This window comes from Sneathiella sp., assembly GCF_002694385.1.
Classification (GTDB): Bacteria; Pseudomonadota; Alphaproteobacteria; order Sneathiellales; family Sneathiellaceae; genus Sneathiella.
In genome coordinates, this window is the sequence record NZ_NZMB01000005.1 from 314189 (window position 1) to 327195 (window position 13007).

10 protein-coding genes are annotated in these 13007 nt (G+C 59.0%); 7 read left to right on the forward strand and 3 right to left on the reverse strand.

Annotated elements, in window-relative coordinates; genetic code table 11:
- Positions 1–18: 18 nt before the first annotated feature.
- Positions 19–1404: an aminotransferase-like domain-containing protein gene (locus tag CMN55_RS02630; protein ID WP_293947989.1), complete on the forward strand. Its 1386-nt coding sequence runs from the start codon at positions 19–21 to the stop codon at positions 1402–1404.
- Between the two features lie 17 nt (positions 1405–1421).
- On the opposite strand, the gene CMN55_RS02635 is transcribed toward CMN55_RS02630, so the two are convergent.
- On the reverse strand, positions 1422–1814 hold the full coding sequence (locus CMN55_RS02635) for a YbaN family protein (RefSeq protein WP_293947990.1): 393 nt from the start codon (positions 1812–1814) through the stop codon (positions 1422–1424).
- 296 nt (positions 1815–2110) lie between these two features.
- On the opposite strand from CMN55_RS02635, the gene CMN55_RS02640 reads away from it, so the two are divergent.
- The 3 genes from CMN55_RS02640 to CMN55_RS02650 are packed head-to-tail and all read left to right on the forward strand — an operon-like array spanning position 2111 to position 7249.
- On the forward strand, positions 2111–5608 hold the full coding sequence (locus CMN55_RS02640) for an indolepyruvate ferredoxin oxidoreductase family protein (protein ID WP_293947991.1): 3498 nt from the start codon (positions 2111–2113) through the stop codon (positions 5606–5608).
- 58 nt (positions 5609–5666) lie between these two features.
- Positions 5667–6632, forward strand: a complete 966-nt coding sequence (locus tag CMN55_RS02645; RefSeq protein WP_293947992.1) for an AEC family transporter — start codon at positions 5667–5669, stop codon at positions 6630–6632.
- Positions 6633–6676: 44 nt separating this feature from the next.
- The gene (locus CMN55_RS02650; RefSeq protein WP_293947993.1) at positions 6677–7249 is read left to right on the forward strand and encodes an AAA family ATPase; all 573 of its coding nucleotides are present in this window, start codon (positions 6677–6679) and stop codon (positions 7247–7249) included.
- Positions 7250–7312: 63 nt separating this feature from the next.
- Here CMN55_RS02650 and CMN55_RS02655 read toward each other — a convergent pair whose 3' ends face one another.
- Positions 7313–8296 carry a hypothetical protein gene (locus CMN55_RS02655; protein ID WP_293947994.1) on the reverse strand — a complete coding sequence of 328 codons (984 nt, stop codon included), beginning with the start codon at positions 8294–8296 and terminating at the stop codon, positions 7313–7315.
- Between the two features lie 235 nt (positions 8297–8531).
- Between CMN55_RS02655 and ettA the strand changes: the two genes are divergently transcribed.
- From ettA to CMN55_RS02670, 3 genes are all read left to right on the forward strand, one after another.
- Positions 8532–10211, forward strand: coding sequence for an energy-dependent translational throttle protein EttA (gene ettA, locus CMN55_RS02660; protein ID WP_293947995.1), 1680 nt, complete (start codon positions 8532–8534; stop codon positions 10209–10211).
- A 92-nt stretch (positions 10212–10303) separates the two neighbouring features.
- The gene (locus CMN55_RS02665; protein WP_293947996.1) at positions 10304–11353 is read left to right on the forward strand and encodes a DUF2157 domain-containing protein; all 1050 of its coding nucleotides are present in this window, start codon (positions 10304–10306) and stop codon (positions 11351–11353) included.
- The gene (locus CMN55_RS02670) at positions 11350–12030 is read left to right on the forward strand and encodes a DUF4824 family protein (RefSeq protein WP_293947997.1); all 681 of its coding nucleotides are present in this window, start codon (positions 11350–11352) and stop codon (positions 12028–12030) included. The genes CMN55_RS02665 and CMN55_RS02670 overlap by 4 nt, the downstream gene beginning before the upstream one ends.
- Here the strand turns inward: CMN55_RS02670 and CMN55_RS02675 are convergent.
- A complete protein-coding gene (locus tag CMN55_RS02675; RefSeq protein ID WP_293947998.1) occupies positions 12027–12647 on the reverse strand; it encodes a glutathione S-transferase family protein in 621 nt (206 codons plus the stop codon). The two genes, CMN55_RS02670 and CMN55_RS02675, sit on opposite strands and share 4 nt — an antisense overlap.
- Positions 12648–13007: the final 360 nt, after the last annotated feature.

A 13007-nucleotide genomic window follows, 5' to 3' on the forward strand; every position in this document is an offset into this window, starting at 1 on the left:
GCCGGACCGGGAGCCGCTGTGAAAAAATTCGAAGAGATTGCCACGCATTTTATCAAGCTGGTGCAGCAGGGCGGGTTTGAGCCGGGGGAGAAATTGCCGACCCATCGCGAGCTGGCCTATGAATTTAACTGCTCCATCGGCACCGCCACCCGCGCCTATGCGGAGCTGGAGCGGCGCGGCTATTGCTATGGCCGGATCGGGCAGGGGACGTTTGTCTATGGCACGCCGGGCGATGAGAAGGCGATCGGGCGCGGCGCCTTCTTCCCGGAGGAAAGCTGGAGTGAGGGGGTCCACGGCGTCACGGATTTATCGAAAAACAGTTTCTTCCATACGGAAACGGAAGACCGGCTGCGCGATGCGGCGCAGCGGCTTTTGAAACGCAACGAGCCGGAGACCTATTTCTCCTATTCCGACAGCCGCGGCCGCCCCCATGACCGCGAGGTGGCGGCGAGCTGGCTGTCGAGCCTGATCCGTTATGTGGATCTGGATAACATCATCCTGACCCAGGGGGCGCAGTCGGGGCTGTATCTGGCGATGGCGACACTGGCGAAACCGGGCGAGGTGATCGCGACGGAGGCCTTCGGCTATCCCGGCATCCGCGCCGCGGCCTATGAGCAGGATCTGCGCATTGCCCCCGTCGCCATGGACGGGGACGGGCTGATCCCCGGGGCATTCGCCGATATCTGCCGCCGCGGCACGGTCCGGATGCTGATCACGGTGCCGACCAACCATAACCCGACCGGCGTGACGCAGCCGCAGTCGCGGCGGGAGGAGATCATCCATATCGCCCGCCGCCACGGGGTGATCATCGTTGAGGACAGCGCCTACGCCCCGCTGCACAGCCACCGCATCCCCGCCTATTACGATCTCGCCCCGGAGATGACGCTGTATCTGGCAACCTTTTCCAAGGTGATGAGCCCGGCGCTGCGCTTCGGATACATGATCGCGCCGGAAAACCTGATGCCGCGCCTCGCCACCAAAATGACGACGATCAACTGGATGACCTCCCCCATTATCCGCGACATGACGAATTTCCTGATCCAGTCGGGGCAGGTGGCGGCGCAGGCCCGGCTGCTGATCGCGGATTGCACCCGGCGCGAGCAATCGGCGCGGGAGATCCTGGGCCCCTGGCTTGCCAGCCCGCCGACGGCGGCGGGCTCCCCGCTCGCCCATTTGTGGCTGCGCCTGCCGGAAGGGCAGGAGATGTCCGGCTTTGTCGCGGCGGCGCGGCGGGAGAATATCATCGTCGTCGCCGGGGATACCTTCGCCATGAGCAAGAGCGTCCATGCCCATCACATCCGCATCTGCCTGATGGCGGAACCGCAGGAGGGGCGGCTGCTGCGCGCGCTGGAACGGCTGGCGACGCTGCTGTCGCAGAAAAATCCGCCGATTATGGTGACCTGACGCCGCATCAGGCCATATCAGGCCGGATCATCTTCTTTCGGGCGGCTTGGCCGGGACAGGATGAAACCCGCGCCCACACCCATCAGAAGGATCATGGCGGCGAGGCCCCAGACGGGCGTTTCGGTGAACAGGATGACGGCGCCCGCGCTTACCGCCATGGTGGCGAGGGCGACAATCTTGGCACGCAGCGGGATCACCCCGTGGCGGGACCAGTCCTGAAGCGGCGGACCGAACAGCCGATGGGTATAAAGCCAGTTGTGAAACCGGTCCGAACTCTGCGAAAAAGCCCAGAGCGCGATCAGCAGAAACGGCGTCGTCGGCAGCACGGGAAGAAACAGCCCGATGGTGCCAAGGGCGACGAAAAACCAGCCGGTCAGCAGCAGAAGTATCTTTTTTGTCTGATTTTTCATCCGGCCGACATTCATAAACACGCAAAATCTGCGCCGACTATAACGGAAAATGCCAATCCGTCGTCAGTTAAGTTGGCGCGGCGCGTCATCGCCTGACGGCGGATCGCCTCTCGCGTCTGCCGGGGGGTCGGAAATTCGCCGTTACAGTGTATATTTTACATTGCGTTCCTGTAATGGAACATGGTCATATGCTATATGAGGAAGTGCCTGACAGGCGGCAGACCCGATAAGAAAAGCCAAAAGAAGGGGATCGGCGGCAGGCAGAAAAAATTATTCCCGGGGCGCGGGAGGTGACAATGAGCGAGACAACAGGCGCGATCAAGGTCAGTCTTGACGATAAATATGAGCTGGAACAGGGGCAGGTGTTCATCACCGGCACGCAGGCGCTGGTGCGTATTCCCATCATGCAGCGACAGCGCGATGCGGCGGCAGGCCTCAAGACCGGCGGATTTATCTCCGGCTATCGCGGATCGCCCCTTGGCCTCTATGACCAGAGCCTGTGGAAGGCGAAGCCCTTCCTTAAAAACAACGATATCCATTTCCAGCCCGGCGTGAATGAGGATCTGGCGGCCACCAGCATCTGGGGCACGCAGCAGCTTCCCATGTTCGGCAAGACCGATTTCGATGGCGTTTTCGGCATCTGGTACGGCAAGGGGCCGGGCGTTGACCGCTCGGGCGATGTGTTCCGGCATGGCAATATGGCGGGCACGTCGGAGAAGGGCGGCGTTCTCGTCCTGATGGGCGATGACCATATGGCCAAATCCTCCACCGTTGCGCATCAGAGTGAACAGGCCATGGTTGCCGCCATGATTCCGGTGCTGAACCCCGCAACCGTGCAGGAATATCTCGATTATGGCCTCTATGGCATTGCCCTGTCGCGCTACAGCGGCGCGTGGGTCGCCATGAAATGCCTGACCGATACGGTCGAAAGCTCCGCCACCGCCCATGTCGGGCCGGACCGGGTTGAGATTGTGATACCGGAGGATGTTGAACCGCCCGCGGGCGGGGTGCATATCCGCTGGCCCGACAGCGCGCTGGAGCAGGAGGCCCGCCTCCTCCGGCATAAGCTGCCCATGGTGAAAGCCTTCGTGCGCGTCAATGGCCTGGATCGGATCACCCATGATTCAGCAAACCGCCAGTTCGGCATTGTCACGACCGGCAAGGCGTGGCTGGATGTGGAACAGGCGCTCGGCGATCTTGGCATCGGCGCGGAGGAGATCGAGGAAATCGGCCTTTCCGTCTATAAGGTCGCCTGTCCCTGGCCGCTGGAGCCGGAGGGGCTGGTCGAATTCGCCATTGGTCTCGATGAAATTCTGGTGGTGGAGGAAAAACGCGGCCTGATCGAGGATCAGATCGCGAAAATCCTTTACGGGATGGAGGCGCATCCGCTGCTGGTCGGCAAGGAGGATGAGGAGGGGGAGATGCTGCTCCCCTCCGATGGGGAGCTGACCCCGGCGCTGGTGGCGCGGGCCATTGCCTCCCGCCTTAAAATGCGCGATGTGCCGGAGGCCGTGCTGGAAGGCATCGCAGTTGCCGAAGCGCGCGATGGGGGCAACGCCATGCCCGCCGCGCCGGTCACCCGCTCGCCGTGGTTCTGCTCCGGCTGTCCGCATAATTCCTCCACCAATGTGCCGGAGGGAAGCCGCGCCATGGCCGGGATCGGCTGTCACACCATGGCCGTCTATATGCCGAACCGGCGCACCCAGACTTACACCCATATGGGGGCGGAGGGGGCCAACTGGATCGGCCAGTCGCCCTTCACGAATGAGAAGCATATCTTCCAGAATTTGGGCGATGGCACCTATTTCCATTCCGGCCTGATGGCCATTCGCGCCGCCGTTGCGGCCAATGTGAACATCACCTACAAGATCCTGTTCAATGATGCCGTCGCGATGACCGGCGGGCAGCCGTTCGACGGGCCGCTCTCCCCCTGGCTGATCAGCCGTCAGGTGCATGCCGAAGGGGTGAAACGGATTGTCGTCGTCACCGACGAGCCGGATAAATATGCGCGCGACACGGACTGGGCGCCGGGGGTGACGGTGTTCCACCGCGACGATCTGGACAAGGTGCAGCGGGAACTGCGGGAGATTGAAGGGGTGACGGCGCTGATCTATGACCAGACCTGCGCCGCCGAGAAACGCCGCCGCAGGAAGCGCGGGGCCTTCCCCGATCCGGCCAAGCGCGCCTTTATCAACGAGCTGGTCTGCGAGGGCTGCGGCGATTGCGGCGTTGCCTCCAACTGCGTGTCGGTGAAACCGCTGGAGACCGAGTTCGGCCGCAAGCGGGTGATTGACCAGTCGAGCTGCAACAAGGATTTTTCCTGCGTCAAGGGCTTCTGCCCCAGCTTCGTGACCGTCGAGGGCGGTGGCCTTAAAAAGCCGGAGAAGAAGGAAATCTCCACCGGCAGCATTGATATCCTGAACCCGGCCGCGAACCTGCCGGAACCGGCACTGCCCGCCATTCATGGCACCTACAACATTCTGGTGACCGGCATCGGCGGCACCGGCGTGATCACCGTCGGCGCGCTGCTCGGCATGGCGGCGCATCTGGAAGGGAAGGGCGCCTCGATCCTCGATCAGACGGGGCTTGCCCAGAAGAACGGCGCGGTGATGAGCCATGTGCGCATCGCCAATTCCGCCGATGAGCTGGCCGGCACCCGCATTCCCGCCCGCCAGAGCGATGTCGTCGTCGGCTGTGACCTGGTCGTGGCGGCGGGCAAGGAGGCATTGCAGACCTATGATCTTGGCCGCACCAAGGCCATCATCAATGACTATGTGGTGCCCGTCGCGGCCTTCACCCTCACCCCCGATCTTGCCATGGATCGGGACAGCCTGACCGGCCTCCTGAGTGAGGCGATTGGCCGCGAACAGTCGGACTTTATCGACAGCACGACGCTCGCGACCGCGCTGATGGGCGATTCCATCGCCGCCAACCTGTTCCTGCTCGGCTATGCCTTTCAGCAGGGCGTCATCCCGCTCTCCCTCGCCTCGATCGAGCAGGCGATTGAACTGAACGGCATCGCCGTGGAGATGAACCGCCGCAGCTTCGCCTGGGGCCGCAAGGCCGCCGCAGACCGATCCGAGGTGGAGGCGATTGCCCTGCCGGAGGCGCCCGCGGCAATCAAGCAGGCCGAAACGCTGGAGCAGATGATCGAGAGGCGGCGGGAGTTCCTGAAATCCTATCAGAATGACCGCTACGCCCGGCGCTATCTCACGCTGGTTGAGAAAATCCTTGGCAAGGAGCAGGCTGTCATGCCCGGCTCCCGCGCGCTGTCCACCGCCGTCGCCCGCTATTTCTTCAAGCTGATGGCCTATAAGGATGAATATGAGGTGGCGCGGCTTTACACGGATGGCAGCTTCGCGAAAAAGCTCGCCGACCAGTTTGAGGGGGATTTCAGGCTGAAATTCCATCTCGCGCCGCCGGTGATGGCGAAGCGGCATCCGGAAACCGGCCATCTGGTGAAGCGGGAATTCGGCCCCTGGATGATGACGGCGTTCGGAATGCTCGCCAAATTGAAGGGCTTGCGCGGCACGCCCCTTGATCCCTTCGGCCGGACAGCGGAACGCCGGGCGGAGCGGGCCCTGATCGGGGAGTATGAGAAAACCCTCACCGAGATAGCGGAGAAACTCACCCGCGAGAACCACGCTCTCGCCGTCGAGATCGCCTCCGTGCCCGAGCATATCCGCGGCTACGGCCATGTGAAGGAGCGGCATCTCGCGGCCGCGAAGGCGGAGCGGCAGAGCCTGCTCTCCCGCTTTGAGGCGGGCGATGTGGACGCCCTCGCGGCGGAATAGGGCGCGGGGCAGGGCGCCGGGACGGCAAAGCAGGCGAAGCAGGTAAAGGTAGCGTACCATGGTGGAAATCGCGGGTCTTGTCTTTCCCCTGTTCGGGCTGATCCTGCTGGGCTATCTCACCGCCCGCATCACGAAACAACCGGCGGAGGCGATGGGCTGGCTCAGCACCTTCATCATCTATATCTCGCTGCCCTGCCTGTTCTTCAAGCTGCTCTCCAAAACGCCCATTGAAAAGCTGACGAGCTGGGAATTTATCACCACCAACATCCTGACGACGCTGGCCGTTTTCTTCCTCGTCTATGGCATTGCCCGGCTGCTGGCGAAGGCGAGCATGCCGGAGGCGACCATTCAGGGCCTCGCGGGGGCCTATGGCAATATCGGCTTCATGGGGCCGGGGATTGCGCTGCTCACCTTCGGGGAGGCGGCGGCCATCCCCCTCGCGCTCATCTTCTGTTTTGAAAATGCGCTGCATTTCATTGTCGCGCCCACCATGATGGCGCTTGCCAGCGATAACCGGCGCAATGTCGGCGCGCTCATCCTGTCCATTGCGAAACGGGTGTTCCTGCATCCCTTTATCATCGCGACGCTGGTCGGCGTCGCCGCCGCCATTTTCGAATATACCCCGCCCGCGCCGATCGCGCGGCTGATCGACTATCTGGCGCAGGCCGCCGCGCCCTGCGCGCTCTTTGCCATGGGGGTGACGCTCGCCCTCCGCCCTTTAAAACGCGTGCCGCGAGAGCTCGGATTTATCATTCCCTTCACGCTGCTGCTGCATCCGCTGCTGATGTATGTAAGTTTAAGCTTCTTCGGCGATTTCGATCCCGTCTGGGTCTATACCGCCGTGTTGCTCGCCAGCCTGCCGACGGCGACCAACGTCTTCGTCATCGCGCAGCAATATGGCGTCTGGGTGGAGCGCGCCTCCGCCACCATCCTGCTCAGCACCACCCTCTCGGTCTTCACCGTCACCGCGCTGCTCTACCTCATCACAACGGGACTGCTGCCTGCGGATCTGTTCCCCGGCTGAGCTTTCATTCATCCCGATAACTATATGATTTTCAAAGGATTATCATGTCCCGAAAAACCGCGCCGGAGAGGCGCTGCGTCATTTTGTCCGGATGCTCCGGCGGCGGGAAATCCACCCTGCTGGAGGAACTTTCCCGTCATGGCCTGCATACCGTAAGGGAGGCGGGCCGGCAGATCGTTCAGCAGGAATTGGCCGTTCAGGGCACCGCCCTGCCATGGCAGGATACCACCGCCTTTGTGCGCAAAGCCGTCGCGCTCAGCCAGCATCAGATCGCGGCGGAACAGGCGCGGGCGGGGGAAGGGCTTGTCATAACTGACCGCTCCGTTGTGGATACAATCTCCTATCTGGATTTTTGCGGGCTTGAGACGCCACCGGACCTCGCGGAAATCCTTGAGACGAGCAACTATAACCCCACCGTCTTTTTTACCCCGCCGTGGGAGGCGCTGTTCACATCGGACAGCGAACGGCCGAAAAATTTCCCGGCGGCGGTTTCCGAATATCGACATCTTGAGAAAACATATGCCCGCCTCGGCTATCACATCATAGAACTGCCCAAAACATCGGTTGCAGAACGTTGCCGATTTTTTAAAGAACAACTCGAAAGCATCGCGCTTTAAGCGGGTTCTTCGGGTGACGGTGAATTAATTGTGGGGGTCAGTCGAGTGTCATTATGTATATAATTATAGGAACTTAGGGGGCTCATCTGAACTTTCAGAAGAAGATACGAGTAAACTCGTAATTTCGTGATCAGTTAATGGATCAGAAATATGATCGCCATTAAATTCTAGAACTCTAAGGACTCTAATGTTAAGCCGTCTACTTCTTTCTTTGATAAATGCCCATTGTACTTTCAATCTATCTACAGCGTGCAAACTCAGTTTCTCTATTTTTACCCTAAGCCAAAAATTTTCATCTTCTATGCGAAAATATACAGCTCTATTATGCTGATCTTTGGCTTTCCAATCTCGTTGTTGATCCTTCCTGTCCCAATTGGGAGATGTCACTTTGATGTAAGCTATTTCATGTGACCATACTTCCAACTCTTCTTTAGACGGAGCAGGAGGGACGTCTACAATAAAATTTGGAAAATCGCGTCTTGGAGTCGGAAACTGGTCTGAATTGTCAAAGCCAATTGACTCGATTTCAGGGTTGTTGATGCATGTGTTATAGAATTGATTCCTTGCAATAAATGCATCTCTAAATTCTGTGGTGCTGATGCCGATTGATCTTAATTCATTGTTGTCTTTTGAAAGGAAACCTTTTGCAGATTCAGATAAGAGATTCGCAACACATTTTTTCTTTTCTTGATCAGACGCCTCCCGTTCATCCATGCTGAATATATCTTCTATTTCGTCGCCAAATATAATTCCCCATTCCTTGGGGTCTTTATTGGTAATACCCTCAATGAAGCCTTTCGTAAAATCTGATACGATCTCATGAAAGACAACGGCGCTAGAGAGTATTACAAAGCCAATGAAACTTTTAAAAGTACCTTGTTCCGGTGGAATGACTAGAAGCTGATAATCAAGTTTTCGATCAAAATACTTAGCATTAAAAGCGTCAATTATTATGGCCGCGTCTTTGGCTGTTTCAATAAAATCGTCAAGAGGCAGATAATGGTTTGGCACATTGAAATGAATAACAAATGTCTCGTGTGTTTCCATTTTCACACCTTTACAGAAATAAGGTAGAATAGAAATAAAATTGTTCTCTAATATTATGGTATTCATTAAATTGAAAAAATGAAGAATTAATTTATTTTTAGTAGAAATTTATATATGAGGATGCGCACTATCAGCTAATGCTTGCCCCGCCCCCCATCACAGCAATTGCTTAATTCCCGCCGCTTCGCTACAAGGGGCGCAGCGAAGAATTTGTGGAGCAGGAGCGGAAATCCCCATGGCGTCGTATCAGTATATTTATGTGATGAGCGGTCTCTCTAAGACCTATCCGGGCGGCAAGCAGGTGTTGAAGGACATCCGGCTTTCCTTCTTCCCCGGTGCGAAGATCGGCGTGCTCGGCCTCAACGGGTCGGGTAAATCGACGCTGCTCAAAATCATGGCGGGGATCGAGACGGAATTTCAGGGGGAGGCCTGGGCCGCCGATGGCGTCAAGGTCGGCTATCTCGCGCAGGAGCCGGAGCTGGATGCGGCCAAGGACGTGCTCGGCAATGTCATGGACGGGGTGGGTGAGAAGAAGGCGCTGCTCGATAAATTCAACGAGGTGTCGGCCCGCTTCGCCGAGGAGCTGACCGACGATGAGATGAATGATCTGATCGCCGAGCAGGGCGAGCTGCAGGAGCAGATTGATGCGCAGAACCTCTGGGATCTCGACCGGGAGGTGGAGATTGCCATGGACGCGCTGCGCTGCCCGCCTGCCGATGCGGATGTGACGAAGCTCTCAGGCGGGGAGCGGCGGCGCGTCGCCCTTTGCCGTTTGCTGCTCTCGCAGCCCGATATGCTGCTGCTCGACGAGCCGACCAACCATTTGGACGCGGAAAGTGTCGCCTGGCTGGAGCGGTTCCTGCATGACTATAGCGGCACCGTGGTGGCCGTCACCCATGACCGCTACTTCCTTGATAACGTCGCGGGCTGGATTTTGGAGCTCGATCGCGGCCACGGCATCCCGTGGGAAGGCAACTATTCAAGCTGGCTGGAACAGAAGGAAAAGCGGCTTGCCCAGGAAGGCAAGGCGGAAGATGCGCGGCGCCGGACGCTGGACCGCGAACTGGAATGGATCCGCCAGGGTGCAAAGGGCCGCCAGACCAAATCCAAGGCCCGGATCAGCGCCTATGAGGATCTGCTGTCGCAGCAGGCCGAGAAGCAGGCCGCCGATATGCAGATCTATATCCCGGCCGGGCCGCGGCTTGGCGATCTGGTGGTCGAGGCGGAAAATGTCAGCAAGGGCTATGGCGACCGGCTGCTGATTGAGGATATGTCCTTCAAGCTGCCCGCGGGGGCGATTGTCGGCGTCATCGGGCCGAACGGCGCCGGTAAGACAACGCTGTTCAAGATGATCACGGGGAGCGAGCAGCCCGATAACGGCAGCTTCCGCGTCGGCCCGACGGTGAAGCTCGGCTATGTCGATCAGGACCGCGACACGCTGGACCCGGGCAAGAATGTGTGGGAGGAAATCTCCGAAGGCAACGAGGTGATCTATCTCGGCAAAAAGGAGATTAACAGCCGCGCCTATGTCTCGGGCTTCAACTTCAAGGGCTCGGACCAGCAGAAGAAGGTCGGCCAGCTTTCGGGCGGGGAGCGCAACCGCGTCAACCTTGCCAAGATGCTGAAATCAGGCGCGAATTTCCTGCTGCTCGACGAGCCGACGAACGATCTTGATGTCGATACGCTGCGCGCGCTGGAGGAGGCCTTGCTGCAATTCGCGGGCTGCGTCGTGGTCATCAGCCATGACCGCTGGTTCCTCGACCGTATCGCGACGCATATCCTCGCCTATGAGGGCGACAGCCATGTGGAATGGTTCGAAGGCAATTTCGAAGCCTATGAGGAAGACAAAAAGAAGCGCCTCGGCAAGGAAGCGACGGAGCCGCACCGCATCAAATACAAGCCGATCAAGCGGTGACAATCGGCCCTTCCGCCCGGCATATAGCGGTTGAGGCGGCGCGCCGGGCGGGCTAGAGTGACGACCGGTCAATCAACGAGCAGGGGCGCCGGGTGAACAAACGCGAAGCAGAGCGGCGGGCGCGGCGCATCCGCGCCTTTCGGGAAGAACTCTCCACCCTTGAGGTGGAGGGGGTGCTGCATCTGCCTGCGGGGGAGGCGGCGCGCGTTTCCGCCCATCATGACGATCTGCTGGCCCGTTTCTCGGATGCCTTCGATACCGATCTCAATGAGGGGGAGGCGCGGCTGTCCTGGGGGATGCGGCTGGTCTCCTTGATCGGGGCGGTGGCGCTCTGCCTTGCGATCTTTCTCTTCTTCAACCATTACTGGGATGATTTTTCGACGGGGCTGCAGATCGCGCTGGTGACCCTTGCGCCTTTCCTCGGCTGGGGCATCACGGAGTTTGTCGCGCGGCGCTTTAAGACCCGCTATTTCACCCAGCTAGCGGCGCTGGTGGCGATTGCCTGCTTCGTTCTTAATCTTTATCTTCTGGGTGAGATTTATAATATAACACCTTCCCCTTACGCCTTTTTGGTCTGGGGTTCTTTCGCGCTGTTCCTTGGCATCCGGCATGATCTTGACGTCATTCAGGGGCTTGGGCTGGCAAGCCTCGGCTTGTTCCTTGGCGCGTTACTGACAAAATTTGCCGGATTTTACTGGCTGCATGAAGTGATAGCGGAATTTTATCTTGCCGCTTTTGCGCTGATCCTGCTGGCGCCGCTGCTGCCGTTTGGCTGGCTGAAGGAACGGCGGTTGACCTTCTATTATATCGGGATGCTGGGGATATTCCTGCTGTTGCTGTCGCTGGTCACTTTGTCGCCGGACAGCCTGCTGCCGTTTGATGGCAAGGTGGTGGGCTGGATTTATCTCATCGTCGCGCTTGCCGCGGGCGGGGGTGCGCTCGCCCTTTGCCTTCGGGCGGGCTGGGGACAGGGGGCCTATCTCGCCGCCGGGTTCCTCATTGTCTTTCTGCTACTGAAATATTTCGACTGGTTCTGGGACAAATGGCCCGCCTATGTGTTTTTCCTCGTCCTTGGCCTGCTGGCCATTGCGGTCATTGCCGCCTTGCGCAAATTGCGCCTTAAGGGGAGGGCACGGGCATGACATGGATGCGGGTCCTGCTGCCGCTGGCGGTGCTGCTGGTCACGAATGTCTGGCTGTTCGGCGGCGTCTGGTGGAACCGGAGCGGCGCGCCAACCGGGGAAATCAGCTTCGATCAGTGTCATTTCGGCGGGCCCGGCGGCCATTATCTGCGGGAAGAGGGACGCTATTTCACTCTGCAGATCGCCTCGCCGTCCGTTTCGATTGATATGGGAGAGGCGCGGGCTCGGCGGCGGGCGCAGGAGGCGGTTGTGCTGATCGAGCAGGGCGTCCCGGCGTGGGAGGCGTATCGCACCCAACGAACGGAAGAGGGTGAAACAGGGACGCCCCCAAAATTTATCAGCCGCAACCGGCTTGTCTATGCGGACAGCGCCGAGAAAGCCGCAGGGCTGAAAGCGCCCGACCCGGACGTTCCGGGCCATGCGATTATGCGGGGCTATGTCCGCAGCTATGAAAATGGGCAGGGGGAGAGTGTGTCCTATCGCCATGCCAGCAGCCGGCGCATCGCCATCCAGAGTGAGTATCGCGCCCTGTTCAAAGAGATGCATAAAAACAGGTATCCGGCGGGCCATGCCCTTCCCGATGCGGCCTGCACACCGCAATACCGCATTACCCTCACATTCGGGGCACGGTTCGAGCCCTGGATCAGCAGCGTCGAGCGGATCGGGGCAGGCGGTTAGCCCCCCAGCTCTGCCAGCACCCGCTTGACGGCGGGGCGTTCCTGCATGCGTTTGATAAGGTCGGCCAGCTTGGGATAGTCATTGATATCCACCTTGTCCCCCTCCAGCCAGCGATAGATGGCGAAGAAATAGCAATCGGCGACGGTGAAGGTCTCCCCCATGATCCATGGGCCTTTATACATATCCGACTGGATCAGGGTGAGGCAGGCTTCCATATTGCCTTTCACCTTGCGGCGCATATCCTCGAACGAGCTTTCCTCGCTCGCCCAGCGTGGGCCGCGCATGCGATGGGCATGATTGACATGCACGGTGGAACAGAGATAGCTGTTGAAGGCCTGCATTTCGGCCAGGCGATGAATATCATCGAGCGGGGCGAGGTTTTTTTCCGGATAGCGCTGCGCAATATAGAGAAGGATGGCGGGCGTCTCGGTAAGAATACCGCGTTCGGTGACGAGCGCAGGCACGCGCCCCTTCGGATTGATGGCGAGATAGTCAGGCTTCGTCTGGGCGGCGTTCGCGAAATCCACCTCGATCGCCTCATAGTCGGCCCCGGCTTCGGCCAGCGCGAGATGCGAGGCGATGGCGACCGTTCCCGGCCCATAGTAAAGTTTCAGCATTTCTTCCCTCCGCAGTTTTGACCAAGTCTATCCTGCCGCGCGCCTGTTGTGCGATATTTTTATGCGCCGGATAAGGATTATGCCGTGATATCCCGATTTTTTTCCCATCCCGCCGGATCGGGGCGGGGAAGGACAAAAAAATACCACAAAGCCGTTGAAATAATGCCAACATCATGTTCGGGGGAATTTTACGAAAAATCTCTGTAATGTTATGCTCGGCAGGAGAGGCCCGCGGGCCACATGCGCCTTCGAGTGGGTTTTGTCCGCGGGCCCCCGATTTTGTGGTTGCGTCAGATGTATTTACGGTTAGTTATTCAGGGAAATTACTTTATAACGACCGTGCTGTTACCAATTACAATC

Bases quoted from the DNA above. Each gene is read 5' to 3' on its own strand.
- CMN55_RS02635 (WP_293947990.1), bottom strand. From the start codon at position 1,814: ATGAAAAATCAGACAAAAAAGATACTTCTGCTGCTGACCGGCTGGTTT.
- CMN55_RS02640 (WP_293947991.1), top strand. From the start codon at position 2,111: ATGAGCGAGACAACAGGCGCGATCAAGGTCAGTCTTGACGATAAATAT.
- CMN55_RS02645 (WP_293947992.1), top strand. From the start codon at position 5,667: ATGGTGGAAATCGCGGGTCTTGTCTTTCCCCTGTTCGGGCTGATCCTG.
- CMN55_RS02650 (WP_293947993.1), top strand. From the start codon at position 6,677: ATGTCCCGAAAAACCGCGCCGGAGAGGCGCTGCGTCATTTTGTCCGGA.
- CMN55_RS02655 (WP_293947994.1), bottom strand. From the start codon at position 8,296: ATGGAAACACACGAGACATTTGTTATTCATTTCAATGTGCCAAACCAT.
- ettA (WP_293947995.1), top strand. From the start codon at position 8,532: ATGGCGTCGTATCAGTATATTTATGTGATGAGCGGTCTCTCTAAGACC.
- CMN55_RS02670 (WP_293947997.1), top strand. From the start codon at position 11,350: ATGACATGGATGCGGGTCCTGCTGCCGCTGGCGGTGCTGCTGGTCACG.
- CMN55_RS02675 (WP_293947998.1), bottom strand. From the start codon at position 12,647: ATGCTGAAACTTTACTATGGGCCGGGAACGGTCGCCATCGCCTCGCAT.